25 protein-coding genes are annotated in these 26,312 nt (G+C 70.6%); 15 read left to right on the top strand and 10 right to left on the bottom strand.

The features are described 5' to 3' along the window. Positions 1–248 precede the first annotated feature (248 nt). From ABZT49_RS12085 to ABZT49_RS12100, 4 genes are all read left to right on the top strand, one after another. A complete protein-coding gene (locus ABZT49_RS12085; protein WP_355286313.1) occupies positions 249–1,424 on the top strand; it encodes an extracellular solute-binding protein in 1,176 nt (391 codons plus the stop codon). 102 nt (positions 1,425–1,526) lie between these two features. Next, on the top strand, positions 1,527–2,594 hold the full coding sequence (locus tag ABZT49_RS12090) for an ABC transporter ATP-binding protein (protein WP_355286314.1): 1,068 nt from the start codon (positions 1,527–1,529) through the stop codon (positions 2,592–2,594). Further along, positions 2,591–3,514, top strand: coding sequence for an ABC transporter permease (locus ABZT49_RS12095; protein WP_407943491.1), 924 nt, complete (start codon positions 2,591–2,593; stop codon positions 3,512–3,514). The genes ABZT49_RS12090 and ABZT49_RS12095 overlap by 4 nt, the downstream gene beginning before the upstream one ends. After that, entirely contained in the window at positions 3,511–4,353 is an 843-nt protein-coding gene (locus tag ABZT49_RS12100) for an ABC transporter permease subunit (protein ID WP_355286315.1), read from the top strand. The genes ABZT49_RS12095 and ABZT49_RS12100 overlap by 4 nt, the downstream gene beginning before the upstream one ends. Positions 4,354–4,779: 426 nt before the next feature. Here ABZT49_RS12100 and ABZT49_RS12105 read toward each other — a convergent pair whose 3' ends face one another. The 3 genes from ABZT49_RS12105 to ABZT49_RS12115 all read right to left on the bottom strand — a co-directional run bounded on the left by ABZT49_RS12105 (position 4,780) and on the right by ABZT49_RS12115 (position 7,877). Next, positions 4,780–5,853, bottom strand: a complete 1,074-nt coding sequence (locus ABZT49_RS12105) for an acetylhydrolase (RefSeq protein ID WP_355286316.1) — start codon at positions 5,851–5,853, stop codon at positions 4,780–4,782. Between the two features lie 225 nt (positions 5,854–6,078). Beyond that, the gene (locus tag ABZT49_RS12110; RefSeq protein ID WP_355286317.1) at positions 6,079–6,726 is read right to left on the bottom strand and encodes a methyltransferase; all 648 of its coding nucleotides are present in this window, start codon (positions 6,724–6,726) and stop codon (positions 6,079–6,081) included. Further along, positions 6,726–7,877 (bottom strand): glycosyltransferase family 4 protein, encoded by a 1,152-nt coding sequence (locus ABZT49_RS12115; protein ID WP_355286318.1) that lies wholly within the window; start codon positions 7,875–7,877, stop codon positions 6,726–6,728. Before ABZT49_RS12115 ends, ABZT49_RS12110 begins: the two co-directional genes overlap by 1 nt. 144 nt (positions 7,878–8,021) lie before the next feature. On the opposite strand from ABZT49_RS12115, the gene ABZT49_RS12120 reads away from it, so the two are divergent. Continuing rightward, the gene (locus ABZT49_RS12120) at positions 8,022–9,287 is read left to right on the top strand and encodes a DNA topoisomerase IB (protein ID WP_355286319.1); all 1,266 of its coding nucleotides are present in this window, start codon (positions 8,022–8,024) and stop codon (positions 9,285–9,287) included. Positions 9,288–9,310: 23 nt separating this feature from the next. On the opposite strand, the gene ABZT49_RS12125 is transcribed toward ABZT49_RS12120, so the two are convergent. The 3 genes from ABZT49_RS12125 to ABZT49_RS12135 form a co-directional block, all read right to left on the bottom strand. Further along, positions 9,311–9,970 carry a LuxR C-terminal-related transcriptional regulator gene (locus ABZT49_RS12125; protein WP_355286320.1) on the bottom strand — a complete coding sequence of 220 codons (660 nt, stop codon included), beginning with the start codon at positions 9,968–9,970 and terminating at the stop codon, positions 9,311–9,313. Between the two features lie 268 nt (positions 9,971–10,238). After that, the gene (locus ABZT49_RS12130) at positions 10,239–10,706 is read right to left on the bottom strand and encodes a GNAT family N-acetyltransferase (protein WP_355286321.1); all 468 of its coding nucleotides are present in this window, start codon (positions 10,704–10,706) and stop codon (positions 10,239–10,241) included. A gap of 51 nt (positions 10,707–10,757) precedes the next feature. Next, the gene (locus tag ABZT49_RS12135; RefSeq protein WP_355286322.1) at positions 10,758–11,849 is read right to left on the bottom strand and encodes a zinc-binding alcohol dehydrogenase family protein; all 1,092 of its coding nucleotides are present in this window, start codon (positions 11,847–11,849) and stop codon (positions 10,758–10,760) included. Between the two features lie 109 nt (positions 11,850–11,958). On the opposite strand from ABZT49_RS12135, the gene ABZT49_RS12140 reads away from it, so the two are divergent. Beyond that, on the top strand, positions 11,959–12,738 hold the full coding sequence (locus tag ABZT49_RS12140) for a helix-turn-helix transcriptional regulator (RefSeq protein ID WP_355286323.1): 780 nt from the start codon (positions 11,959–11,961) through the stop codon (positions 12,736–12,738). Positions 12,739–12,740: 2 nt separating this feature from the next. Here the strand turns inward: ABZT49_RS12140 and ABZT49_RS12145 are convergent, their stop codons facing one another. Next, on the bottom strand, positions 12,741–13,643 hold the full coding sequence (locus tag ABZT49_RS12145) for a diguanylate cyclase domain-containing protein (protein WP_355286324.1): 903 nt from the start codon (positions 13,641–13,643) through the stop codon (positions 12,741–12,743). A 105-nt stretch (positions 13,644–13,748) separates the two neighbouring features. On the opposite strand from ABZT49_RS12145, the gene ABZT49_RS12150 reads away from it, so the two are divergent. Further along, positions 13,749–14,075, top strand: a complete 327-nt coding sequence (locus ABZT49_RS12150; protein WP_355286325.1) for a hypothetical protein — start codon at positions 13,749–13,751, stop codon at positions 14,073–14,075. 231 nt (positions 14,076–14,306) lie between these two features. On the opposite strand, the gene ABZT49_RS12155 is transcribed toward ABZT49_RS12150, so the two are convergent. After that, on the bottom strand, positions 14,307–15,131 hold the full coding sequence (locus tag ABZT49_RS12155; RefSeq protein ID WP_355286326.1) for an IclR family transcriptional regulator: 825 nt from the start codon (positions 15,129–15,131) through the stop codon (positions 14,307–14,309). Positions 15,132–15,360: 229 nt separating this feature from the next. Between ABZT49_RS12155 and ABZT49_RS12160 the strand changes: the two genes are divergently transcribed. The 5 genes from ABZT49_RS12160 (at position 15,361) to ABZT49_RS12180 (ending at position 20,581) form a co-directional block, all read left to right on the top strand. Next, complete coding sequence (locus tag ABZT49_RS12160) at positions 15,361–16,599, top strand: branched-chain amino acid ABC transporter substrate-binding protein (protein ID WP_355286327.1); 1,239 nt, start codon at positions 15,361–15,363, stop codon at positions 16,597–16,599. 193 nt (positions 16,600–16,792) lie between these two features. Further along, a complete protein-coding gene (locus ABZT49_RS12165) occupies positions 16,793–17,746 on the top strand; it encodes a branched-chain amino acid ABC transporter permease (RefSeq protein ID WP_355286328.1) in 954 nt (317 codons plus the stop codon). Next, positions 17,743–19,071 (top strand): branched-chain amino acid ABC transporter permease, encoded by a 1,329-nt coding sequence (locus ABZT49_RS12170; RefSeq protein WP_355286329.1) that lies wholly within the window; start codon positions 17,743–17,745, stop codon positions 19,069–19,071. The genes ABZT49_RS12165 and ABZT49_RS12170 overlap by 4 nt, the downstream gene beginning before the upstream one ends. Then, complete coding sequence (locus tag ABZT49_RS12175; protein ID WP_355286330.1) at positions 19,068–19,844, top strand: ABC transporter ATP-binding protein; 777 nt, start codon at positions 19,068–19,070, stop codon at positions 19,842–19,844. The genes ABZT49_RS12170 and ABZT49_RS12175 overlap by 4 nt, the downstream gene beginning before the upstream one ends. 14 nt (positions 19,845–19,858) lie before the next feature. Then, on the top strand, positions 19,859–20,581 hold the full coding sequence (locus tag ABZT49_RS12180) for an ABC transporter ATP-binding protein (RefSeq protein ID WP_109975018.1): 723 nt from the start codon (positions 19,859–19,861) through the stop codon (positions 20,579–20,581). Positions 20,582–20,808: 227 nt separating this feature from the next. On the opposite strand, the gene ABZT49_RS12185 is transcribed toward ABZT49_RS12180, so the two are convergent. Further along, positions 20,809–21,231, bottom strand: a complete 423-nt coding sequence (locus ABZT49_RS12185) for an FKBP-type peptidyl-prolyl cis-trans isomerase (RefSeq protein ID WP_355286331.1) — start codon at positions 21,229–21,231, stop codon at positions 20,809–20,811. 69 nt (positions 21,232–21,300) lie between these two features. Further along, on the bottom strand, positions 21,301–22,053 hold the full coding sequence (gene otsB, locus ABZT49_RS12190) for a trehalose-phosphatase (protein ID WP_355286332.1): 753 nt from the start codon (positions 22,051–22,053) through the stop codon (positions 21,301–21,303). Between the two features lie 475 nt (positions 22,054–22,528). Between otsB and ABZT49_RS12195 the strand changes: the two genes are divergently transcribed. The 3 genes from ABZT49_RS12195 (at position 22,529) to ABZT49_RS12205 (ending at position 26,072) form a co-directional block, all read left to right on the top strand. After that, positions 22,529–24,469, top strand: a complete 1,941-nt coding sequence (locus ABZT49_RS12195) for an EAL domain-containing protein (protein WP_355286336.1) — start codon at positions 22,529–22,531, stop codon at positions 24,467–24,469. Positions 24,470–24,504: 35 nt separating this feature from the next. Next, positions 24,505–25,158: a metallophosphoesterase family protein gene (locus ABZT49_RS12200; protein ID WP_355286333.1), complete on the top strand. Its 654-nt coding sequence runs from the start codon at positions 24,505–24,507 to the stop codon at positions 25,156–25,158. Positions 25,159–25,634: 476 nt separating this feature from the next. Next, complete coding sequence (locus tag ABZT49_RS12205; RefSeq protein ID WP_355286334.1) at positions 25,635–26,072, top strand: Tellurite resistance protein TerB; 438 nt, start codon at positions 25,635–25,637, stop codon at positions 26,070–26,072. The last annotated feature ends 240 nt before the right edge of the window (positions 26,073–26,312 follow it).

A 26,312-nucleotide genomic window follows, 5' to 3' on the forward strand; every position in this document is an offset into this window, starting at 1 on the left:
CACGCCTCTGCGGGTACTGATTTCAACCTTAGATTCGGCTTGGCCGCGCACTGCACGGCGTTTTCCGGCGAACGAATCAAATCCGTTAAGGCCGTAGGCAGAGGGGGGAGGGTTTTTTCACGCGCGTCCAGCCTCTCCCTCCGTCAGACTTGACGCCCTAAAATATTAGTGCACCAATGGATGGAAAGCGCGGAGCGATCCGTGGCCGATCGAGGGCCGGCAGAGCCCAGACGGAAACCGGGGGAAACATGACGATCACACGCCGCACAGCGGTCGCGGGGCTCGCGGCCGGGGCGGGGTTCGCCCTCACGGGCCGGGCCCGGGCCGCGCTGGCCCTGCCGAAATCACCCGTCGTCGTCACGGTGGTCGACGTTGCCGGCAATCTGGCGCTGACCCAGAAGGCGATCGAGGCCTATCGCCGGGCGAAGCCCGGCATCGTCTCGCGCTTCGCCTTCACCAAGGCGCCGGCCCCGGAACTGCCCTCGAAGCTCAAGGCGCAGCAGGCCGCCGGCCGGGTCGACATCGACCTCGTGCTCACCGGCACCGACGGCATCGCCGCCGGCATCGAGCAGAAGCTCTGGGTCGATCTCAAGCCCCATGCCGGTCAGCTGCCGAAGCCCGACGACATCTACCAGCCCGCCGCGCTCCGGCTGAACGGCCTGGCGCAGGGCCAGGGCCTGTGCGTCGCCTGGTACCCGTCCGGCCCGCTGATCGAGTACATGCCCGAGCGGGTGAAGACGGTGCCGACCACCGCCGAGGAGCTTCTGGCCTGGGCGCGCCAGAACAAGGGCAAATTCATGTATGCCCGCCCGGCCAATTCCGGCCCCGGCCGCACCTGGATCATGGGCCTGCCCTACATCCTCGGCGACAAGGACCCGACCGACCCGGACAAGGGCTGGGACAAGACCTGGGAGTACCTGCGGGCGATCGGCGAGACCGTCGACTACTACCCGGGCGGCACCTCGCAGACGATGAAGGAGCTCGGCGAGGGTAGCCGCGACATCATCGTCTCGACCACCGGCTGGGACATCAACCCGCGGGTCCTCGGCGTGGTGCCGGCCGAGGCCAAGGTCGGGACGCTGAAGAACTTCCGCTGGGTCGCGGACGCCCATTACATGGCGGTGCCGAAGGGCGTGCCGGACGAGAAGCTCGCGGTCATCCTCGACCTGATGGCGTTCCTGCTCCAGCCGGCGCAGCAGGCCTACACCTACGACGAGGGCTACTTCTATCCCGGCCCCGCCGTGAAGGGCGTCACCCTCGACATGGCCCCGCCGGAGAGCCGCGCGGCGATCAAGGAATTCGGCCGGCCGGAATACGACCGGATGATCGCCGAGCACCCGATCGAGATGCCGCTCGATCCCGACAAGCTGGTGGTGGCCTTCCGCCGCTGGGACGAGCAGGTCGGTTCCGGCAAGAAGCGGTAACCCCGCGCGGCGGCCCGACAAGAGGCGACAAAACCAAAGACCTGACGCAGGACCCGATCGCAACGCGATCGGGTCCTGCTTCGGCGGCAGGAGAGGAAGCGGATGGCACGCCATCACGAGACGCCGCAGGACCTGCGGCTGAGCGGCCTGAGTCGCCGGTTCGGCGCGATGACCGCCCTCGACGGGCTCGACCTGACGATCCGGGGCGGCGAGTTCATCGCCCTCCTCGGGCCGTCCGGCTGCGGCAAGTCGACGGCGCTCAACTGCATCGCCGGGCTCCTGCCGCTCACCGGCGGGTCGATCCATCTCGGCGAGCGCCGCATCGACCGGCTGAAGCCGGAAGAACGCGGCTTCGGCATGGTGTTCCAGAGCTACGCGCTGTTCCCGCACATGAACGTGGCGAAGAATGTCGGCTTCGGCCTCGCCATGCGGGGCGTGAAGGGGCAGGAGGCCGCGCGACGGGTCGACGACGCGCTGGCGCTGGTGCGGCTGCAATCGCAGGCCGCCAAGCTCCCGGGCCAGATGTCCGGCGGCCAGCAGCAGCGCGTCGCCATCGCCCGGGCGATCGTGATCGAGCCGCCGGTGGTGCTGATGGACGAGCCGCTGTCCAACCTCGACGCCAAGCTGCGCCTGGAGATGCGGGCCGAGATCCGCCGCATCCACGACGCCATCGGCTCGACCACGATCTACGTCACCCACGACCAGGACGAGGCCCTGTCGATGGCCGACCGGATCGTGGTGATGCGCGACGGGCGCATCCGCCAGGTCGGCACGCCGGAGGATCTCTACGAGCGGCCCGCCCACCCGGACGTCGCCGACTTCATGGGCTACCGCAATCGCCTGCGCGGCCGCGCGGTCGCGGTGGACGGCGCGCGGGCCGAGGTCGAGGTCTGCGGCACCCGCCTCGCCGGCACCCTGCGCGAGAGCGTCAGCCCCGGCGCGCCCGCCGTCGCGGCGATCCGCCCGGAGGACCTGACGCCCGCCGCCGAGGGCGTGCCGGTCCGGGTCGCCAGCATCGAGTATCGCGGTCGGGCCTTCTTCGGCACCGCCGTGGCGCAGGACGGGACCGAGCTGTTCTTCCGCTCCGACCGCGCGGTGGCGCAGGACGAGAGCTTACGCCTCGCCGCCGCCTCACCGCGGGTCCTCGTCTTCCCCGGGGAGGCCGCGTGACCTCGGCCTCGCTCCCCACGGCCGCCCCGACGGCGCCCCGGGCCGAGACGCCGCCGCTCTCGGTGCGGCTCGCCGCCCGGGGCCTCGACGGCACCACGCTCCTGGTCCTGCCGGCGCTGCTCGCGATCCTCGGCCTGTTCGTCTATCCCTTCGCCTACGGGCTCGTCCTGTCGCTGCAGCCGAAGGCCGGGGCCTGGTGGGCGAACTACGCCCGCTTCTTCTCCGACCCGTTCCTCTACGACACGATCGGCGCCACCTTGCGCCTCGCGCTCCCCGTCACGCTGCTCAACCTGGCGCTGGCGGTCCCGATCGCGCTGCGCGTGCGGCTGATGCGGCGCCAGCGCCTGCTCACCACCATCCTGGTCCTGCCGATCACGCTGGGCACGGTGCTGGTCGCCGAAGGCCTGCTGAACTTCCTCGGGCCGCAGGGCTGGTTCAACCGCTCGCTGGTCTGGCTCGGGCTGATCGGCGGTCCGCTCAAGCTCACCAACAACTACTGGGGCGTCTTCGCCTCGCTCCTCATCACCGGCTTCCCGTTCGCGTTCCTGCTGACGCTCTCCTCGGTCACCGGCATCGACCCGGCCTTGGAGCAGGCCGCGGCGACCCACGGCGCCAATGCCTGGCAGCGCTTCACGAAGGTCATCCTGCCGCTGATCCTGCCCGGCCTCGCCGTGACCTTCTGCCTGTCCTTCGTCCAGGCCTTCTCCGTGTTTCCGTCCGCGGTCCTGCTCGGCGCGCCGGCCGGCGCGACGCGGGTGATCTCGATCGCGGCCTACCAGGCGGCGTTCGAGGAATACGACTACTCGCTGGCCTCGGCGATCGCGATGATCATGGGGGCGGTCCAGCTCGCCATCGTGGGGCTGCTGCTCTGGGGCCGCACGCTCCTCTATACCGGCCCGGTCGGAGGCACCAAGGGATGATCCGCGACACCGGCCTCGGCTCGCGCCTGTGGCGGATGGCGGTGTGGTCCGTCACGCTGCTGTTCTGCCTCAACCTCCTGGCGATGATCGCCGCGGTGGTGCTCAACTCCTTCGCCACGCGCTGGCTCGGCACCTGGCTGCCCCTCGGCTTCACCACCCGCTGGTATTCCGCCGCCTGGGACGAGTTCCAGCTCGGCGACGTGCTGGTGGTGACGCTCCAGGTCGTATTCCTAGTGGTTTTCCTGTCCGGACTCCTCGGGGTCACGGCGGCCTACGCGCTCGCGCGCCGCGACTTTCCGGGCAAGCGGCTGGTGATGCTGGTCTTCCTGCTGCCGCTCTTGGTGCCGCCGATCACCTACGGCATCCCGCTCGCCACCGTGCTCTACCAGGCGGGGCTCGCCGGCACGCTGTGGGGCGTGGTGCTCGCCAACCTCGTGCCGAGCGTGCCCTTCGTGGTGCTGGTGATGATCCCGTTCATCGAGCAGATCGACCCGCGCATCGAGGCGGCGGCCCGGGTCTTCGGTGCGGGCACGCGCCAGCTCTTCCTGCGGGTGCTGCTGCCGCTCCTCATCCCCGGCATCCTGGCCGCCCTGCTGCTGGTGCTGGTGCGCACCATCGCGATGTTCGAGCTGACCTTCCTGGTCGCCGGGCCGACGAGCCAGACGCTCGTCGTGGCGCTCTACTACGCGGTCTTCGCCGCCGGCGTGCGCGCCGGGCAGTCGATCGACGCGATGGCGGTGGTCTACATGGCCGTTACGCTGGTCTGGCTGGTGATCGCGCTGCGCTTCGTCAACCCGACGCAGATCGTGGCGAGGGCGAAGCAGCAGGGCGCGCATTGAAGGGGGGCGACCCGAGGCTCCGATCCGGGCCCGGCGAGGGGGCGAGGGTTGGGGGACGAACCCGGTCGGCTTGACCGCGCGAGGGTCCGGATCGCCAAGAAGGCGGACGGTCCTGAGTGTCAAAGCCTATTTGATTGGTTTCTACAGACTTATCACGCTCCTTGTCATTCCGGGGCCGCGCAGCGGAGCCCGGAATCCAGAACCTCGGATAGTATCGGATAAAGCTGACACCTACTCGCCTCGTTCTAGACGACCTGAGTGTCTGGATTCCGGTCTCCGCTGCGCGGCCCCGGAATGACCCGGAGGATGGAAAGACCGCGGAGAGCCTGTTTGACCGGTCAGCAGTATCTTATCCTGTCCACAGCCCCAGGATGAGGTCGCGGTTGGGATAAAATCCATGATCCTGCCGACCGGTCAGACAGGCTCTCAGGCACGCCGCTTCCTGGCCCATCGCCGCGTATCGACCTGGAACGGCGTCGGCGCCGCGGCCAGGATCGGCTTCCAGGTCGCGCTCCAGTCTTCGAGGGGGGCGGGATCGGACCTGTGGATCAGGTCGAGGAAGGCGAGCCCGACCTCGGCGGTGGCCCGCTTCACCAGGGGGTTCAGCGGCCCGCCGTTCCGGAGGGAGCGGTCCGTGAAGACGTTGTGCGGACCGCCCTGGAACACGACCAGGGCCTTCCGGGGAGTCGGGATCGCCGCGTAGACGTCGATCCGGTCCTGGACGGGCGAATAGCGGCCCGGGATGCGGATCGTGTCCTCCGTCGTGGTGATGTGGAGCGTGGGGACGTCGACCGAAGCGAGGACCGCCGCGAGGTCGGTCTCGCCGTAGAAGGGCGGCGCCGAGATCACGATGCTCGCCGTGAAACGCGGGTCCTGGAAGCCCAGGGGCTGCCCGTCGCGGATCACCTGCGCGCCGGTGAGGAGCAGGGTGGTGTTCGCCCCGAAGGAATGCCCGGCCGCGACGATGCGCCTGCGGTCGATGGCGGCCTGGAACGAGCTGTCGCGCTGCAGCAGGCGATCGAGGCCGAAGCTCACGTCCCGCGTCCGTTCGATGGCTTCGCGCTCGTCCGCCGCGCCGCCGAGGCGGTCGAGGAGCAACAGGGGGTTGCCCTGCCACAGCGTCTCGTCGCTGCCGACGTGCTGGATGTGCAGGCTGGCGACACCGCGTGCCGACCATCCCTCGCCGAGGTAGCTGTAGCCCTTCCGCGAGCCGCCGAGGCCGTGGGAGAAGACGATCAACGGGACCGGACCCCTCCGGGTCGAGGCGGCCGGCCAGTAGAGCCGGGCCGGCACCGCACGGTCGCGGGCCGTGTCGACCCATTCGAAGTCGATGAACCGGGCGTCGTCAGACGCAGGCAGGGCCAGGGCCCGCCGCCCCAGGAGCAGGCTTCCGGCACCCGCCGCCAGCACCATGGCGCCGAAGCGGCGGCGGTCGAGGCCGCGCGATGGTGGCCCGGCGGAGGCGATCGGCCGGGAAGGAGCGGCGTCGACGATGGTCATGGATGCCTCGCAGGAGCCCGGCCGTCGGATTGCACCGGCCAGAACCGTGTGGCTACGGTTTGACGCTGGTGGGCTCGGTCGTCTGTGTTCCCTCGCACGGTCACGCGCCTGCGCCGCGGCCCCTTGCGGACAGTCGAGACGCTGCCGTTGAAGGTCCGGAAGAGGTCGAAAATCAGCCCTGCGTCGCCGGAGCCGGTCAGGCTCCGACCCGAGCGGTCGACCGTCTCATCCCCGGAATCGCCACACCCCCGTCCGCTTGATCTCGGCATCCTCCAGCGCCCGGGTCACCGGCACCGCGTAGGTCGCGAGGGACTCCAGCCGGTCTTTCGGCAGGTAGGCGCGGCCGGGATCGCCGAGCAGCACCCGGGCGCCGCGGGCGTGCAGGCCTGCGAGCCAGTCGCCGACCCGGGCGGCGAGGTCGCGCTCGTAGAAGATGTCGGCGGCGAGCACGCAATCCCAGCCCTCGTCGCGGCCGATCAGGTCGGCGCCCGTCGCGGTGATGCGCTCCGCGACGCCGTTCTCGGCCGCGTTGAGGCCGATCGCCGCCAGCGCGAAGGGATCGAGGTCGCTCGCCTCGACCGAGGCCGCGCCCGCCCTCGCCGCCGCGATGGCGACGAGGCCGGAGCCGGAGGCGAAGTCGAGCACCCGGGCGCCCGCCACGGTCTTGGGATTCTCCAGCACGTAGGCGGCGAGCGCTTGCCCCCCGGCCCAGGCGAAGGCCCAGAACGGCGGCGGCAGGCCGATCTCGCCGAGCTCCTCCTCGGTGCGGCCCCACAGCTCCGTCGCCTCGTCGGCGACGTGCAGGCGGATCGCGGGCGCGTGCGGCACCGGGCGCAAAGCGGTATGGGCGCGGACGAAGTCGAGCGGATCCATCAGGCGAGCTCGGCGTAGAGCCGCAGGAGGCGGGCCGTCACCGCGGCCTCGGTGAAGCCGCCGGTGATGATCCGGGCCCGGGCCGCCGCCCCCATCCTGGCGACGAGGGCGGGATCGGCCGACAGCCGCACCATCGCGGCGGCAAGCGCCTTGGGATCGTCCGGCGGCACGACCAGCCCCTCGATCCCGTCCCGCACCAGGGTCCGGCAGCCCGGCACGTCGGTGGTGAGGATTGCCCGGCCGCTCGCTGCGGCCTCCAGGAGCGCCCGCGGCAGCCCTTCCCCACCGCGCGACGGCAGGCAGGCGACGTGGGCGCGGGCCAGGGCTCCGGCGACGTCGTCGGTCGGGCCGTGCCAGACGACACCGTCGCGCGACCAGTCACGCAGGGTCGCTTCCGGGATGGCGCGGCGGTTCGAGGGATCGGGCGCGCCGTAGAGGGCGAGTTCGAGGGTCGCGCCCTCCGCCTGCGCGAGACGGGCGGCCTCCACGGCCGTGTCGATGCCCTTCGACCACAGCATCCGCGCGGTGAGGGCGATCCGCAAAGGCGGCTGCGGCGGCAGGGCGCTCGGCATCCAGGCCTCCGGGTCGATGCCGGCACCGCCGACCACCGCGACCTTCGGGCTGTCCGGATCGAGGCCGAGGATCCGCGCGTCGTCCGGGTTCTCGAACAGGTAGCGGGTGCGGGCGGTCTCGAGCGGGCCGCGGATCAGGAGCCGTAGCGCAGTGCGGGCGAGGCGCCCGGTCCGGTCCTGGCGGGCGCCGATCAGCCCGAGGCCGGTCAGCGCGTAGACCCGTGACGGAATGCCGGCGAGCAGGGCCGCCGTCCCGCCGATGAGGATGCCACGCAGCGCGATGCAGTGGACGATGTCGGCCTTGAGCTCCTTGAGGATCCCCGCGAGCTGGCCGGCGGCGTAGCCCGCCGCCATCGGGTTGAGGCTCGACCGCTCGGCCTCGAGCGCCACCACCCGGGCGCCGGTGGCCGCGATGGCCTCGCGATGCGCCCGCACGCGGGTGACGACCGAGACGGCGTGGCCGGACGCCACCGCGGCGCGGGCCATCGGCAGGAAGTGCGAGGCGAAGAACCAGTCCTCGGTGACCACGAAGGCGACGTGCGGTCGTCGTCCCTCTCCGCCCGCGTCCTGTGGCTGCACCCGGTTTCTCCCCGCTCACGATCCCGCCTTCCCTACAGCCTGGCGCGGCGCCGGGATACCGCCGGGCCATACCCTGTGCCGGTAGGAACCGGGACGGGCTCGCGCCGGTTGAGTGGAACCGGAACCCGCGAGGTCGTGAAGCCCATGCTGTCGGATCCCGAGATGGCGGAATCGGCCGCCGAGGATCGCGTCGACACCCGCGATGCCGCCCGCGAGGCGGGCCTTCGCTACGTCAGCGACGAGGAGCCGGGCTATCGCCGCAAGCGCAACGGACGCGGCTTCACCTATGTCGACGGCACGGGCGCGAAGGTGCGCGACGCCAAGGCGCTGGCGCGGATCCGGTCGCTAGCGATCCCGCCGGCCTATACCGACGTGTGGATCTGCCGCCACGCCAACGGCCACATCCAGGCGACGGGGCGCGACGCCCGCGGCCGCAAGCAGTACCGCTACCATCCGGAGTTCCGCCAGGCCCGGGAGAGCACCAAGTTCGCCCACATGATGACCTTCGCCGAGGTGCTGCCGGCCTTGCGCGCGACGGTCGAGGAGCATATGGGCCGGCGCGGGCTGCCGCGCGAGAAGGTGCTGGCGACGGTGGTGCACCTGCTCGAAACCACCCTGATCCGGGTCGGCAACGACGATTACGCCAAGCAGAACAAGAGCTACGGCCTTACCACCCTGCGTGATCCGCATGTCCGGATCGAGGGCCGGGAGCTGACGTTCCGCTTCAAGGGCAAGAGCAACAAGGTCTGGGAGCTCGCGATCCACGACCGCCGGGTGGCGAAGATCGTCAAGGCCTGCCAGGATCTCCCGGGCCAGGAGCTTTTTCAGTACCTCGACGAGGACGGCGCGCAGCGCGACGTGACCTCGGCGGACGTGAACGCGTACTTGCGCGAGATCACTGGCCGCGACATCACCGCCAAGGATTTTCGGACCTGGTCCGGCACGGTGCTGGCCGCGATGGCCCTGCGCGAGTTCGAGGCCTTCGACAGCGAGGCCAAGGCCAAGCGCAACGTGCGTGAGGCGATCGAGCGGGTGGCCGAGCGGCTCGGCAACACGCCGACGATCTGCCGCAAGTGCTACATCCACCCGGAGATCCTGGGCTGCTACCTCGAGGGCGAGCTGCTGCTCCAGGTCAAGGACGAGGTCGAGGCGGCTCTGCGCGACGACATGGCGTCCCTGCGGCCGGAGGAGACGGCGGTGCTCGGCCTGCTCCGGGGGCGTCTCGCCAAGGTCGAGCAGGCGGCGAAAGCCGCGGCCGGGCCCCTCAAGGGACGCAAGGCGGGGACGGAGCCGGGCAAGAAGCGCCCGGTCAAGGACGCGAAAACCACTTCGGCCGGCTCGACGCGATCCGGCAAGGAACGCTCGGCCAAGTCGCGAGCGGGCAGGACGGCGGCGCGCAAGGCCGCCTGATCCGCCCGATCCCGCGCCGTCCCTCAATGAGGGACGACGCGGTGCGCCTCGTGGTTGATGCGCCGCAGCGGCCGGGCCTCGCCTTCGAGCACCGGCGCCAGGCCGATCTGCCGGGCGAGCTGGACCAGGTCCTTGAGCCGTCCGGTCTTGGTCTTGCGGCGCAGGTTGAGCCGGTGGGTCTCGACCGTGCGCACGCTCACCGTGAGGCGGCGCGCCACCTCCTTGTTGCTGAAGCCGGCCGAGAGGAAGCGCAGCACCTCGGCCTCCCGCGGGGTGAGGCCCAGGCTCTCGGCCACCGCCTCGGGGTCCTGGGTCTCGGTCTCGCCCTCGTGCAGCGGCAGGTCGTGGGCGAGCGCCAGGATCGTCGTGCAGATGTCGCGCGGCGCCGCGCAACGGGCCACGAAGGCGTCGGCCCCCGCAGCCGCGTACCGGCCGATCTCGGCCGCGTCGGCGGCCTGGAACGCCACCAGGATCCGGACCTCCGGCGCCCGCTCGCGCAAGGCCGCCACCGCCACCGGGTCGTATTCGGGCGCGAAGGCGAGGACGACGCAAGTCGAGCCGGAATCCCGCAGCTCGTCCTCGTCCACCGTCCGCAAGGTCGGGGTGTGTTCCAGCGTCGCCCGGAAGGCGGTGCCGAGATCCGACGGCTCGTTGATGATCAGAACCTTCACGGCGTCACTCATGCCGCTTGCCCTCCGTCCCAGTGCGATACAGGCGCGGTGCCCATGGAGGAGTCTGATCAAGCTCCGTTCCACGTCGGCGGCGGCGGGCGGGTCCCGTCCGGCTGCGGGGCTTTGCAAGGGCGCGTCCGAGGGGAGAAGTGCCTAGGTAGACCGACTCCGCGGCAGGATGTCGCGAATTCCGGGGCGCGGGGAGCTGCGCGGGGTGGCGGCGGGGGCAGGGCGTCCGGTCCAGTTTGGAACGCGGGCCTCGGTACTTTCCCGCATTGGGTCAGGCCGGGACGGCCCGCTCCAGGAACAGGCTGACCGGCAGCGCGCGGTAGGGCGGGAACGGCCCGCGGGGCGTGAAGCCCGCCCGGCGGTAGAGCGCCCGGGCCTCGTCGTTGCGGATGCCCACTTCAAGCACGATCGTCCGGGCGCCGAGACGCCGCGCCTGCGCCTCGGCCCCTTGCACCAGCGCGGATCCGACGCCGTGCCCGCTCGCCTGCGCGGCGACGATCAGGCGCTTCAGCTCGACCATCCCGTCGCCGCGCTCGATCACCGCGCAGAGGCCGACCGCTTCACCGGCGACGCGCGCGACGAGGAGGTGGTTTCCCGGCACCGCCAGGCTCCCGGGCGCGATCGGGCGGCGCGGCGCATCCGGATAGAGCCGCGCCGCCACGGCATCCGCCAGCGACAGCAGCGCCGACACGTCGTCCTGCAGGGGTGTCTCGACCCGGATGGTCACGGCCGTCGTCATGATGGAATGGTAGCCGGGCTCGGCCGCGGCCGGAACGGTCCGATGGTCCGGTCAGCCGGGCTCCCCGACCCTCAGCACGGTCTGGCGGAACGGGCCGCCCTGCGCCGCCGCGTGCGCGACGGCCGCATTCGCCTCCTCGAGCGGGAACGCCGTCACGGCGTACTCCTCCAGGCGCAGCAGCCCGGCGCGGACGAGCCCGACCATCCACCCGACCGCCTCCGGCGGGTACATCCATTTCCCCCGCACCGTGACGTCGTTGCGCATGATCCACGGATAGGGCAGCGCCAAATCGTCCCCGCCGAGCATGCCGACGCCGCCCATCAGCACCACCTGCCCGTAAGGGCGCACGCTCATGACCGCCGCCCGCGCCACCGTCGCGGCGGCCGAGGGCGGCAGGATGTCGAGCACGCAATCGATCGGGCCGGGCGCGGCCGCCATCATGCGGGCGCGGTCCGCCGCCTCGTCGCCGGTCAGCGTCACCGGGCGGATCCGGGCGCCGAAGCGCCGGACGAGATCGGCAAGGACCCGCTCGTTGCGGCCCGGGGCGACCACGCAGGTCGCCCCCATGGCGAGGCCCGCCGCGACGGCGGCGCTGCCGAAATGGCCGGTCGCGCCGCTCACCAGCAGCGTCTCGCCGGCCCGGAGGTTCGCCGCCAGGAGGCCGCCATAGGGGACCAGCAGGGTGTTGAGCGCGCACCAGTGCCCGGCCTGCGCCGCGGCGATCGGGCCGATGCGGATCGCGTTCTCGGTCGGCACCCGCACCCGCTCGGCGTAGGCGCCGTCCCGGTGGTAGGCCTGGAGCTTCTGCCCGCCCTCGCCCCGGGCGCTCCAGCCCTGGAGCACGATGTCCGGCATGGCGGCGTCGTCGCGCGAGCGCACGGTCGGGTCGCAGAACACCCAGTCGCCGACCGCGAGCTTCGTCGCGTCGGGCCCGATCGCGCGCACCCGGCCGATCGCCCCGCAGCCGGGAATGACCGGCGCCGGCAGCAGGTAGCGGCGCGCGCCGGACAGGACCTCGTCGGTATAGGGCAGCACCGGGGCGGCCGCGACGTCGACGATCACCTCGCCCGTCCCGATCACCGGGTCCGGCACCTCCTCGACGACCAGCGGCGACCCGAACGCCTTGAGCACGGCTGCCTTCATCTCTTCGCCTCCTCTGTCGGATGCGCGGAGGATGGCGCCTGGGACGGAGGCCGGAAGGCCTGGTATTATCCTGGGACTAAGGAGACCCACCGTCGCGCGGGAGGTACGGGTGAGCGATCCGCGGCAGAAGGCGTTCGGCAATTTCCTGCGCTCGCGCCGCGAGCAGCTCGATCCGGCCCACCTGGCGATCCCGTCCCTGCGGCGGCGGAGGACCCCGGGCCTGCGGCGCGAGGAAGTCGCCGAGCGGGCCGGCATCGGCATCGACTGGTACGTGCGCCTGGAGCAGGGGCGCGACGTCGGCCCGTCGGCCGCCACGGTTGACGCCCTCGCCCGGGCTTTGTGCCTGAGCGAGGCCGAGCACGCGCATCTGCGTGCCCTCGCCCGCCGCGGCCGGCCATCGGCCTTCACCCGCGAAGTGATGCCGCCGACGATCGCCCGCCTCGTCCGCGACCTGCCGCAGCCGGCCTACGTCACGGGCCGGCGCTGGGATCTGCTGGCCTGGAACGACGCCGCCGCCGACCTGTTCGGCTTCGACGACCTCGCCGAGGGGGAGCGCAACATCCTCCACTTCGTCCTGACCGACGCCCGGGCGCGGGTCCTGTTCGGGCCGGCCTGGGCGGAGGAGGCGCAGCGCATGGTGGCGCAGTTCCGCGCCGTCCACGACCTCTCGGCGGCCGATCCGGCCTTCCTCGATCTCCTCGGCCGCCTCACCGAGGGCTGCCCGCTCTTCCCCGGGTGGTGGGGCGCGCACGAGGTGCGCGGCGGGGGCGGCGGTCGCAAGGTGCTGCACCATCCGGAGCGCGGCCGGCTCGTCCTCGACTACGCGACCTTCCAGGCGACCGGCGATCCCGCGCTCAAGCTCGCGATCTACGCGCCGGCGGAGCCTTAGACTTACCCCGCTCGCGCCAGGATCAGGTCGGTGGCCGCCGAGACGACCCGGTTGCGCCCGGTGCTCTTGGCCTCGTAGAGGGCGATGTCGGCGCGCTTGAGCAGGCCGCCGACGGTCTCGCCCTCGGACCAGGTGCTGACGCCGAAGCTCGCGGTGAGCTGTACCGGGCCGCGCTGGCCCTTGAAGCGCAGCTGCGTGCAGCGCAGCCGCAGGCGCCCGGCGGCGGCCTCGGCCTCCTCCAGATTGCGACCGGGCAGCGCCAGGGCGAATTCCTCGCCGCCGATGCGCCCGACGATGCCGCCGGCCTCGGTCAGCAGCTCGCCGGCGACGCCCCGGATCGCCGTGTCGCCGACATCGTGGCCGTGCTGGTCGTTGATCGCCTTGAAGTGGTCGATGTCGACGAGGATCATCGACAGCCGTCCATGCGCGCCGGCCCGGTCGGCGACGTCGCCGACCCGCTGCAGGAAGGCGCGGCGGTTGAGGAGCCCGGTCAGCGAATCGGCCTCGGCGAGGCGGATCAGCTCGCGCTGCATCCCGGTCATCCGCTCGGCCGCCCGCAGGCGGGCATAGAGCTCCTCCGGGCCCGGCGGCTTGTCGATGAAGTCGTCCGAGCCGCTGTCGAGCGCCTCCGCCAGGTTGCGGGCGTTGCGGGCCGACGACATGGTGATGATGTAGAGTGGCCGGTGCGCGTCCGCGAGGAGGCGAGCCGACCAGCACAGTTCGAGGCCGCTCAGGGGCCGGACCTCGAGGCTGGTAATCATCGCGGTGACCGACGCGTTGTCGGTGATGAAATCGAGGGCCTCTCGCGAATCCGTGAACGTGTCCACGGTATGCCCCCGGGGAGTCAGGAGCCCGCTGATGACCTTGAGCACCACCCGGCTCGGATCGACGACGACGATGTGCATGGCGCCCCCTGGCAGGAGGACCAACTCCCGCATCCCGCGACGAGGTTGCGCGCGAAGGTTTAACGCCGCCTCAAGGGGCCCCGCGCAATCGCGGGGCTTACGGTGATGCCGCGGGAGACCGTGCTGACCACGCCCGACGGGCGCTACATCGTGGTGCGCGGGCGGCTCTGGCGCCGCGCAAATCTGGGCCTGCCGGAGGCCCGGCGCGAGGCCCTGGTGCAGGACCTGATGCGGGCCCGCCGCGCCGTGCGCGCCACGAAAGGGGAGGGCGGGGCGGCTCTCGCCGCGGCGCGCGCGGCCGTCGACGCGGCCAAGCATGGCCTCGGCGAGCGCGGCCCGCCCTGGTGGACCGACGGGGCGCCGGACTTCAACCGCCACCTCGCCCGCAACACGCCGTATGCCGAGTGGTTCGCCGGGCTGGAGGAGGGATGATCCGTCAGAACTCGATGTGAGTGTTCTCGACGACGACCTCACCCTCCGCGTCATCCCGGGGCCGCGCAGCGGAACCCGGGATCCATAACCGCTGACGTTTCAAGAAGAGGCGGACAGTGTTCCGCTTCGTCCGGCACTGTCAGCGGTTATGGATCCCGGGTTCTCGCCTTTCGGCGAGCCCCGGGATGACGTGGAGAGTTTGAAATCTTCAGAGGCTCATTAAACAAGGGCTCAATCGACGATCCCGAGAGCGCGCATGCGCTCGATCGTTTCCATCAGCTTCGGGCCGGTGTCCCGGCGCAGGACCTCCTCGGTGAGCAGGAAGGCCGGGCCGCTGATGTTGAGCGCGAACTGGCCCCGCCCGCCGGGCGCATGGATCGGGGCGGCGACGGCGTTGATGTCCTGGTGCCAGATGCCGATACCGACGCAGAAGCCATGTCGGGCGATCTCGGCGGCGCAGCGGCGGTAATTCTGGTCGAGGCGGGCCGCGTCGGCCCCGTCGCGGCGCAGGCGGGTCATCAGCGCGGCCCGCTCCGCGTCGTCGAGGCTCGTCAGCGTCGCCATGCCCATGGCGCTGCGGGCGAGCGGCAGGCGGTAGCCGACCTCGCTCGACAGGACGATGCGCTGGCCCTGGCCGCGCCAGAGCTGGACGTAGACGCTCGACAGCCCGTCGAGGAGGCCGAGCGCCACATGGGCCTGCACCGCGGTGGCGAGGTCCTGCAGGAACGGCTTCACCATCTGCGGGAAGGAGTTCTGGCGCAGGAAGGCGGCGCTCAGCGCCAGCACCGCCGGCCCCAGGCCGTAGCGCTCGCCCTCCGGGTCGTGCACCAGGTAGCCGAGGGAGAGGAGCGTGTGGGTCAGGCGCGAGACGGTCGGCTTCGGCAGGCCGGTGCGGGCCGCGATCTCGCGGTTGCCCAGCATCTCGGCCGCGTCCCGGAAGGCGCGCAGGACCTGCAGGCCGCGGGCGAGCGCGGTGACGAATTGCCTGTCGCCGTCCTCCGGCTCCACGATGTCCTGCGTGATCGCGCCGGCGCGCGCCGCCACCGCCTGTGCCATGCTGCCGCCTCCCTCCCGCGCCCTGTTCGTTCGGTGCTCGCCCCGGGCCGCCCTAGGGTGCCGATCCGGCGCCGGATCGGCAACATGTTTCGCGATGCGGATCGTCATTTCGCGTCTTGACCCGTTCCGGACGGGAAGGCAGTGTCGGGACAAGGCGGGCGAGGACCCGTCGGCGACGCCGAACGCGGCGCGCCCCAAGAACGATGGAACGCCATTCCAGGAGGACGCCTTGGTCAAGACCCTCGCGCGCATCACGGCCGCCGGCCTCGTGGCCCTGGCGGCCTCGACCGCGCTCGCCGCGCCGATGAGCCTGAAGATCGCCTTCGTCGATCCGCTCTCCGGCGGCGGGGCCAGCACCGGCGAGGCCGGGCTCAAGACCTTCCAGTTCATGGCAGACCAGATCAACGCCAAGAACCCGGACCTCAAGCTCGAGGTGATGGGCTACGACAACAAGCTCAACCCGCAGGAGAGTTTGGTCCAGCTTCAGAAGGCGATCGATTCCGGCGCCCGGGTGGTGGTGCAGGGCAACGGCTCCTCGGTCGGCGCCGCGCTGATCGATTTCGTCGGCAAGTACAACGATCGCAATCCCGGCAAGGAGATCATCTATCTCAACTACGCCGCGGTCGATCCGGCGCTGACGAACGCCAAGTGCAATTACTGGCACTTCCGGTTCGACGCCAATTCCGACATCAAGATGCAGGCTCTGACCAACTACATCAAGGGCAAGCCCGAGATCAAGAAGGTCTACCTGATCAACCAGGATTACTCGCACGGCCAGGCGGTGCGCGCCGCGGCTCGGGCGATGCTGAAGGAGAAGCGGCCCGACATCCAGATCGTCGGCGACGAGGTGGCGCCGCTGCAGAAGGTCAACGACTTCTCGCCCTACATCGCCAAGATCAAGGCCTCGGGCGCCGACACGGTGATCACCGGCAACTGGGCCCAGGACATGGCCCTGCTGCTCAAGGCCGCGGGTGATGCCGGGCTGCCGGCCCACTTCTACACCTATTACGGCGGCGGCAGCGGCGGCCCAACGGCGATCAAGCAGGCGAACCTCCCCGACCGGGTGTTCCAGATCTCCGAGGGCTACGCCAATATCGACTACAAGCCCGGCCACGATTTCGAGACCGCCTTTCGCGCCAAGACCGGCCAGGAGCTGACCTACCCGCGGGTGGTCAACCTGATGAACATCCTGGCCAAGGCGACGCTCGCCGCCAAGTCGACCGACCCGAAGGCGATCGCCAAGGCGATGGATTCGATCCACAACGACACGCTCTACGGCAAGGACAGCTTCATCCGGCCGGACGACCACCAGATCTTCCAGCCGATCTACATCTCGCGCTTCGGACCGGTCGACACGTCGAAGGTCCTCGACAGCGAGAATACCGGCTGGGGCTGGACCGGCGACGGCGTGGTCGAGGCGAAGGACACCCTGCTGCCGACCACCTGCAAGATGGACCGGCCGAGCTGAAGCCGAGAGGGCGCCCCGGATCGCCGGGGCGCCGCTCAAACGTCGCACATTGCCTGAACTGAACGGCCCTTTCCCGGACGACTGGAGCGTCAGCGGAAGGAGATCCGGGAAAGGGCGGGGTTGATCAAGTCTCGAGGCCGCGGCGGGTGCCCCGGCCAGGCCCCCGCCGCCCCGCACCGGCAGGAGACCCCGCGTGCTCGAACTCCTCATCGTCTCGACGCTGAACGGCGTGCTCTACGGGATGCTGCTCTTCCTGATGGCGAGCGGCCTCACCCTCATCTTCAGCATGATGGGCGTGCTCAACTTCGCCCATGCCAGCTTCTACATGCTGGGCGCGTTCTTCGGCTACCAGATCAGCAAGTTCACCGGCTTCTGGATCGGCCTCGTCGCCGCGCCGTTGGTGGTCGGCGGGATCGGGGCGCTCGTCGAGCGCTACGGCCTGCGCAACGTCCACCGCCACGGCCACGTGCCGGAACTGCTCTTCACCTTCGGTCTCGCCTACGTGATCGAGGAGGTGGTGCAGATGGTCTGGGGCAAGCTGCCGGTCGATTACCGGGTGCCGGCGATCCTCGACTTCCCGGCCTTCACGGTGTTCGGCACCAACTACCCGGCCTACAAGCTGTTCATGCTGGTGATCTCGGTGGCGATCTTCATCGCCCTGCTCGCCGCCCTGACGCGCACCCGGGTCGGGCTGATCATCCAGGCGGCGCTGACCCATCCCAATATGGTGGCGATGCTCGGCCACGACGTGCCGAAGGTGTTCATGCTGGTCTTCGGCGTCGGCACCGGGCTCGCGGCGGTCGCCGGCGTCATCGCCGGGCCGGCTCTGGTGACGCAGGCCAACATGGCGGGCCTGCTCGGGCCGATCCTGTTCGTGGTCGTGGTCGTGGGCGGCCTCGGCTCGCTCACCGGCGCCTTCGCGGCTTCGCTCCTGATCGGGCTGGTGCAGACCTTCGCGATCTCGCTCGACGTCTCGGTCGCCAGCGTGTTCCAGGCGATCGGCATCGACGCTGCGCCGTCCGGCGGCGTGCTCGGCGATCTCTGGAACGTGACGATCGCCCAGGTCGGGCCGATCATCCCCTACCTCCTGCTGGTCCTCGTGCTGATCGCGCGGCCGACCGGCCTGCTCGGGAACCGCGAAGCATGAGCGACCTCGCCGACATCGCGCCGTCCGGGTCCTTCGCGCAGGCCGGCCCCCGCCCGTCGATCCGCCCGCGGGGTGCGAGCCTCGCCGCCCAGATCCTGCCCTGGATCGCCGCCGCCGCGATCCTGCTCGCGGCGCCGCTCGTCTTCACCAGCGGCACGGCGCTGACCATGATGAGCCTGATGGGCATCATGGTGGTGTTCTCCCTGTCCTACAACATGCTGCTCGGCCAGACCGGGCTGCTGTCCTTCGGCCACGCGGTCTATTACGGGCTCGGCGCGTTCTTCACCGTCCACGCGATGAACCTCGTGGCGTCCTTGCGCCTGCCGATCCCGCTGCCGCTGATGCCGGTGGTGGGCGGGCTCGCCGGCCTCGCCTTCGGGATCCTGTTCGGGGTCATCTCGACGAAGCGCGCCGGCACCGTCTTCGCCATGATCTCGCTCGGCATCGCCGAACTGGTGTCCTCCGGCTCGCACATCCTGCACAGCTTCTTCGGCGGCGAGGAGGGCATCACTGCCAACCGCACCAAGATGCTGCGGCTGTTCGACCTCAATTTCGGGCCGCAGATCCAGGTCTACTACCTCATCGCCGCCTGGTGCCTGATCTGCGCGATCGCCATGTATGCGATCACCCGCACGCCGCTCGGCCGCCTGTGCAACGCCGTGCGGGAGAACCCGGAGCGGGTCGAGTTCCTGGGCTACGAGCCGCAATCGATCCGCATCACCGCCTTCTGCCTCTCGGCGATGTTCGCCGGCGTGGCCGGCGCGCTCGCGGGCATCAACTTCGAGATCGCCAACTCGGCCTATCTCGGCGTGCACCAGTCGGGCGTGGTCTTGCTCGCCACCTTCATCGGCGGCATCGGCACCTTCGTCGGCCCGGTCGTCGGCGCCGTGGTGGTGACGCTGCTCCAGGTCTCGCTCAGCGACCTGACGGAGGTCTGGCAGCTCTATTTCGGGCTCCTGTTCATTGCCATCGTGATGTTCGCCCCCGGCGGCATCGCCGGCCTCGCTCTCATGCACGGCCCGCTCCTGCGCGCCGGCACCGCCCACCGGCTGCTGCCGGCCTACCTCCTGGCGCTGGGGCCGTTCGTGGTCATGCTGGCCGGCGTCATCGCGCTGATCGAGATGGCGTTCCGGGTGCTGGTCAAGGCGAGCGACGGCACCGCGATGAGCCTCGTCGGCATCTCATTCGACGCCGCCCACGTCCTGCCCTGGGCCGTCGCCGGCGCGATGGCGGTCGGCGGCGGGCTGGGTTTACGCGCCGTGCTGCCCCGGGTCACGGCCGCCTGGCACGAGGCCTCCGACGCCGCCAAGGAGAAGCTGGCATGAATCCCGTCGGTCCCAGCCCCGCGATCGAATTGTCCGGCGTCCACAAGAGCTTCGGCCCGGCCAAGATCATCAACGGCGTCGACCTCTCCGTGCCGGTGGGCGAGCGCCATGCCATCATCGGGCCGAACGGCGCCGGCAAGTCGACCCTGTTCCACCTGATCAGCGGCCGCTTCGCGCCGACGAGCGGCACGATCCGGCTCGAGGGGCGGGACATCACCGGCTGGCGCCCGGCGGCGATCAACAAGGCCGGCCTCGCCCGCAGCTTCCAGGTCACCAACATCTTCCCCAAGCTCAGCGTGTGGGAGAACGTGCGCTGCGCGGTGCTGCGGGCGATGGGCCACGGCCCGTCCTTCTGGCGCGGCGTGGAGAGCCTGCCGGGCGTCGCCGAGCGCACGGAAGAGATCCTCTCTCGCATCCGCCTCGGCCACCGCGCCTCCGTGGCGGCGGGATTGCTGGCCTATGCCGAGCAGCGGGCGCTGGAGATCGGCATCTCCATCGCGAGCGACGCCCGCGTCATCCTCCTCGACGAGCCGATGGCCGGGATGAGCCACAGCGAGAGCGAGCACGCGACGCAGCTGATCCGCGAGGTCACGACGGGCCGCACGCTCCTGATGGTCGAGCACGACATGGCGGTGGTGTTCGGGCTCGCCGACCGCATCTCGGTCCTGGTCTACGGCCGGATCATCGCCACCGACACGCCCGCCCGCATCCGGGAGAACCGCGCTGTGCAGGAAGCCTATCTCGGCGTCGCCACCGGGGAGGAGGCCGCGTGAGCGCCGCCCTCGCGATGCCGGCGGCCTCGGCCGCGTCCCCCCTCCTCGAGGTCGAGGACCTGCACGCCTATTACGGCAAGAGCCACATCCTCCAGGGGGTGAGCTTCCGGGTCGGGGCCGGGGAGATCGTGTCGATCCTCGGCCGCAACGGGGTCGGGCGCTCCACCACCCTCAAGGCGATCATGGGCGACGTGCCGCCCCGCGGGCAGATCCGCTTCAAGGGCCAGCCGATCGCCGGCCTGAAGCCCTACGCGGTCGCGCGCCGGGGCCTCGGCTACGTGCCGGAGGAGCGGGCGATCTTCCCCAAGCTCACGGTGCGCCAGAACCTGGCGCTCGGCGAGAAGAGCGGGAAGCGCGGCGGGCGCTGGTCCTACGCCGACATCTTCCGGCTGTTCCCGCGGCTGGAGGAGCGGATCGACACGCCTGGCGGCGTGCTCTCGGGCGGCGAGCAGCAGATGCTCACGATCTGCCGCACCCTGATGGGCGACCCGGACCTGATCATGATCGACGAGCCGACGGAGGGCCTGTCGCCCCAGATGGTCGCCCGCGTCGCCGAGATGATCGGCGAGATCGCCGCCCGCGGCGTGTCGGTGCTTCTGGTCGAGCAGAAGCTGACCATCGCCCTCAAGCTGTCGCAGCGGCTCTACGTGATGGGCCACGGCCACGTGGTGTTCGAAGGCACGCCGGCGGCGCTCAGCGCCAACGAGGCGGTGAGAAGGGAGTGGCTGGAAGTGTAGGGGGCGATCGATCGGCGCGGAGCGGATCCGGGCTGATCGATCGACCCTCCGCGTCATCCCGGGGCGAGCCTTGGCGAGAACCTGGGATCCATAACCGCTGACGTTGAAGAAAGAGACGGAACGCGATCCGCTTGGTTATGGGCCGTCGGCGGTTATGGATCCCGGGTTCCGCTTTCGCGGCCCCGGGATGACACGGAGGATGTCAGTCCTGTTCGGCGGGAATGCGCTCAGCGCACGCCGAGCAGCTCGACGTCGAACATCAGGGTCGCGTTCGGCGGGATCACACCGCCGGCGCCGCGGGCGCCGTAGCCGAGGTCGGGCGGAATCACCAGGGTGCGCTTGCCGCCGACCTTCATGGTCGACAAGCCCTCGTCCCAGCCCTTGATGACCTGGCCGGTGCCGACGGCGAAGCTCAGTGGCTGGCCGCGGTCGAGCGAGCTGTCGAACTTCTTGCCCTTCTGGCCGTCTTGGTAGAGCCAGCCGGTATAGTGGACGTTGACGGTCTGGCCGGTCTTCGGCTGCGGACCGGTGCCGGCGACCGTGTCCTTGTATTGCAGGCCGGACGGGGCGGTGACGAAGGAGTCGGCGGAGGCTGAGGCGGTCATGGCGATCGTGAGGGCTCCGACAAGGTAGAAGGGCGAACGGCGCATCGACGGGATCGTTCCTGTGCGTGACGTCGGAACCCCAGTTAGGGCATTCCCTGGCCGGTGGACAGGCCGTCAGGCCGGCGGCAGCGCCTCGGGCTCGATCGCGCCGCCCTCGGCCCAGCCCATGAGCAGCGCCCGCACCGCCGCCGGATCGGCGAGGCGGTGGCGGGCGACCGTGTCGCCGGGTCCGACCCGGATCGAAATCCCGCCATCCTCGTTCACCGGCACGAAGGCTTTCTCGTCGGTGAGGTCGTCGCCGATGAAGATCGCCCGGCGGCCGGCGTAGGGCGCCTCGCGCAGGAAGGCCCGGATGGCGTGGCCCTTGGTGGCGCTGGCGGGCAGGATCTCGGCCACCGCCTTGCCCTGCTGCAGCCGGTAGGCCTCGCCGAGGATGCCGGCGACCGACGCGGCCGCGGATTGCGCCCGGGCGGCGTCGGCGTCGTTGGCGAGGCGCCAATGCACCGCGACCGAGCAGCCCTTGTCCTCGATCAGGACGCCGTCGAGGTCGACGACCGCCTGCTGCAGCGTGGCGACGCCCGCGCGCAGGGCGGGATGGTCCGCCGGATCGCCGCCGACGATCCGGCCGCCGCGGCGCTGCTCGACCCCGTGCAGGCCGGCGGTGTCGAACCGCTCCGGGTCGAGGAAGCCGTCGATGGTGGCGATCGGCCGCCCGGTCACCAGGGCCAGAGCCCCGCCGAGGCGGGTGCGCAGCTGCGCCAGCCCCGGCGGCAGGGTGGGGGGGACCACGACGCCGTCGGGGCGCGGCGCGATCTCGACGAGGGTGCCGTCGAAGTCGAGGAAGAGGGCGTAGGCTGTGTCGGTCAAGGGATCGCGTCTCCCGTCGCTGCCGGAGACCGGCGTGGGGTACGCCGCGACCGGCCTGCCCCAGCAGGGTTTGCAGGCTACATAGCGGCCGGACCCGCGGAGCAAAGCCGGGGAGTGGCCTGGAACGACCGCATCGTGTCGTCGGGTTGCCGTGGTGCCGGGGCTGCGGATGGCGTGATCTTGGGGTCAAATTCCTAGCAATGACGCAGCTGTCATAGCAACGCAGTGGCACGGTGCATAGGATTCGCGTGCATATCGGACCGGGTAAGGCCTCGTCCTGTGCGGCGGCGGCGTCCCGGATACGGGTCGAACCCAGCGGGCTTAGCCACGGGTGCGGGGAATCCGGTCGGGACGATCGCCATTTGCTGGTTTGCGTCAGCGAGGTAACATTTGATTCAAGCGCATGTGATTTCTGGCTCGAGAGTGCGGTGCCATGATCGGCTCGACCGGATGGGGTGAACGCGCCGTGCGCAGGATGAAGACCATCGTCGATCTGTTCCGGATCGAGACCGCCGACCCGGACCTGATGCGGGCGCAGATGCGGGCCCTGCACAACCAGGTGCCGCTGCTCTACGTCATCCTGGCGATCAACTCGACGGCCGTGGCCGTGACCTATCTGGGGGTCGCGCCGGACCGGATCACCCTCTACCCGCTCGGCGCTCTGCTGATCTTGTGCAGCCTGCGCCTCGGGCTGTGGCTGGCCCGGCGCGGGCACGCGCTCGACCAGACCCGGATCGCCGCCAAGTTGCGGCTGACGGTCGGGCTCGCCGGCGCGCTGGCGATCGGCTTCATGGCCTGGGCCAGCGCGCTCTCCGGGTACGGCGACGCCGACGCGCGGGCGCATCTGCTGTTCTATGTCGGCACCACCACGATCGCCTGCGTGTTCTGCCTCGCACATCTGCGCGCGGCGGCGCTGCTGGTGACGACGATCGTCACCGTCCTCTTCTGCCTGCAGGTCAGCCGCCTCGACGACCAGGTCATGCGGGCGATCGGCCTCAACCTGGTGATCGTCAGCGCCGCCCTGACCTTCGTGATCATCGCCTATTACCGCGACTTCACCCGTCTGATCGGGCAGCAGGTCGAGCTCGAGCGCCTGAGCCGGGAGAACCTGCGGCTCGCCAACCTCGACACGCTGACCGAGCTGCCCAACCGCCGCAGCTTCTTCACCTCCCTGGACCAGGCCGCGGCCGAGGCGGAGGCCGGCGGGCCGCCCTTCGTCGTCGGCCTTGTCGACCTCGACGGGTTCAAGCCGGTGAACGACGCCCAGGGCCACGGCGCGGGCGACGCGGTTCTCCAGGAGGCTGCCCGGCGCCTCCAGGACGTGGTCGGCGAGGCGGGCGTCGTGGCGCGCCTCGGCGGCGACGAGTTCGGCCTCGTCCTGCGCGGCGCGACCGCGCTGGCGGCCACGGGCGAGGCGATCTGCGGCGCCCTCGCGGTGCCGTTCCGGCTGCCGCATGGCGGCACCGCTCAGATCGGCGCCTCGATCGGCTTCGCCGCCTATCCGGAGGCGGGCCACAAGGCCGCCCAGCTGGTCGAGCGGGCGGATTACGCCCTCTACCATGCCAAGACGCACAGCCGCGGCGGCGCCATCCTGTTCACCGAGGAGCACGAGCGGCTGCTGCGCACCCAGAGCGTGATCGAGCAGGCCCTGCGCCACGCCGACCTGGCGCGGGAGCTGAACCTGGTCTTCCAGCCGATCGTCGACGCGCGGCGCGGCCGCACGGTGGCGTTCGAGGCGCTGGCGCGCTGGACCAGCCCGGAGCTCGGGCCGATCTCGCCGGCGGTGTTCATTCCGATCGCCGAGCGCGCGGGCCTCATCACCCGCATCACCGCGGTGCTGTTCGGCCAGGCGCTCGCCGCCGCCCGGGCCTGGCCGGAGCGGGTCGCCCTGTCCTTCAACCTGTCGATGGCCGACATCGCCTCGCCGCAATCGGCCGCCGCCCTCGTCGCGGCCATCCGGGCGAGCGGCCTTCCGCCCGGGCGGGTGATCCTGGAGGTGACCGAGACGGCGCTGATCCAGGACGTGGCGCAGGCCCAGACCGTGCTCGAGACCCTGAAGGCCAGCGGCATCGCCATCGCGCTCGACGATTTCGGCACCGGCTACTCGTCCCTGAGCTACGTCCACCGCCTGCCCCTCGACAAGCTCAAGATCGACCGCAGCTTCGTCAGCGAGGTCACGACCGATCCGGCCAGCCGCGACATCATCACGTCGATCGCCGCGCTCGCCCGCAACCTGTCGCTCGACTGCGTGGTGGAGGGGATCGAGACCGACGAGCAGGCCCGCCTGCTCAAGGAACTCGGCTTCGTGCTGATGCAGGGCTACCATTTCGGCCGGCCGATGGCCTTCCCCGACACCCTGCGCTACCTCGATTCCGAGGCGGTGCGGGCGATCCGGCCGGTCCAGGCGGTCGCCTGACCAGGGCGCCCCGCACCCGGGAGGAGGCGGGGTCCATGCTCACCTACGCGATCGGCGACGTCCACGGCCGCGCCGACCTCCTCGCCCGCTTGCTCGCGGCGATCGAGGAGCATCGTGCCGGACGCCCGCGCCGCCTGGTCTTCCTCGGCGACGTCGTCGACCGCGGGCCCGACAGCGCCGGGGCAGTGGCGATGCTGCGCGACCTCCAGGCCCGCGAGCCGGACGCCGTGACCTGCCTGATGGGCAATCACGAGGCAATGCTGCTCGACGCGGCCGCCGGCACGAATCGCGACCTGTGGCGGATCAACGGCGGGGCTGCGACGCTCGCCTCCTACGGCGCGGTGCGCCCGGGCGAGCTGCCGGCGGAGATCGTCGCCTGGATCGCCGCCCTGCCGACCCTGCACGGCGACGCCCGACGCTGGTACGTCCATGGCGGCCTCGACCCGGCGCGCGAGGCGGAGGCGAGCGACCGCGAGACCCGGCTGTGGATGCGCGAGCCGTTCCTGTCCGCGGGCCACGATTTCGGCCGCCACGTCGTGCACGGCCACACCCCGACCCGCGACGGCCGGCCGGAGCTGCTCGCCCATCGCACCAACCTCGACACCGGCGCGGTGTTCGGCGGGCCACTGACGGCCGGCGTGCTCACCGACGAGCAGGGACCGCCGGTGGAGGTGCTGGCGGTACGATAGCATTGGGAAGCGTGTCCAATGCTCCCGACGAAACCGACACCCTCGACGTCATCCCGGGGCCGTGCAGCGGAACCCGGGATCCATAACCGCCGACGGTGCAGAATGTAGCGGAGCACGATCCGCCTTGTCCGCGAACGTTAGCGGTTAAGGATCCCGGTTCCTCGCCTGCGGTGAGCCCCGGTATGACGATCAAGGGTTGCAAATTCGTTGAGAGAGCCCGGCAAGCTCTCGCCGTTGACCGTCAGTACCACCGTGGCCCCTGCAATGCGACATTGCAGCGTTCGCTGTCGACACGGGCGTGTCGGATGGAGCACGCCCAGTGTTTTTCTTGCGCGGACTTCCCGTCTCGCCCCTGTGGACCGCCCGGCGCGGCGGTGCTGCACTTGTCTCAACGCGCGCGCCCATGCATCGATGGGCGGATGCGACGAGGGGCCGCCCGCGGCCGGCCCGAGGGATTTTTTGCGCAAGGACGTGTCATGGGGCTGTTTCAGGATGCCTTCTCCCGGGTCGGCCGGGTCGTCATGTCCTATGCCGGCGATACCGCCTTCCTCCACGCCGCCTGCTCGGCGGCCGCTGCCGTGATCCTGGCCGACCAGGAGATCGACGAGGAGGAGATCGAGACGGCGCTGGCCGACCTGAGCAACAACCCGGTCCTGCACAAGTCCTACGGCGTGCTGAAGCTCGAGCAGGAGCTGCACGAGGCGATCGCCCGGGCGAAGAGCCGGGCCGGGCGGGTCGAGAACCTGCGCCTTGTCTCGGCCATCGCCGACCGGCCTCTAGAGCAGCGCCAGGACGTCTTTCTCATCGCCGCCGACGTCGCCGATCAGGGCGGCATCAGCGAACTGGAGCACAAGGCCCTGGCCGAGATTGCCGAGGTGCTCGGCGTCGAGAAGGCGGCCCTGCTCGGCGCGTGAGTGCCTTCTCACAAAACTCCCGATCATCGCCGCCGCTCGCTCTGGAGACGTCGGCGTAGCGGGAATTTCGTGAGGTGCACTGAGTCCGGGCGTGTGATACGAACTCCGTGTGATTTGATCAGCTTAGCTGTGAACCGGATGTTGTTTCTCGGGTTGAGCGAGCGTGCCGTCTGTTGCGGGAGCCGCCGATGCCGGGCTTGGTCGTTCATGTGAGCGTGTCGGAGTTGGAGAAGCGCTTCA

This window comes from Methylobacterium sp. EM32 (genome assembly GCF_040593685.1).
Classification (GTDB): domain Bacteria; phylum Pseudomonadota; class Alphaproteobacteria; order Rhizobiales; family Beijerinckiaceae; genus Methylobacterium.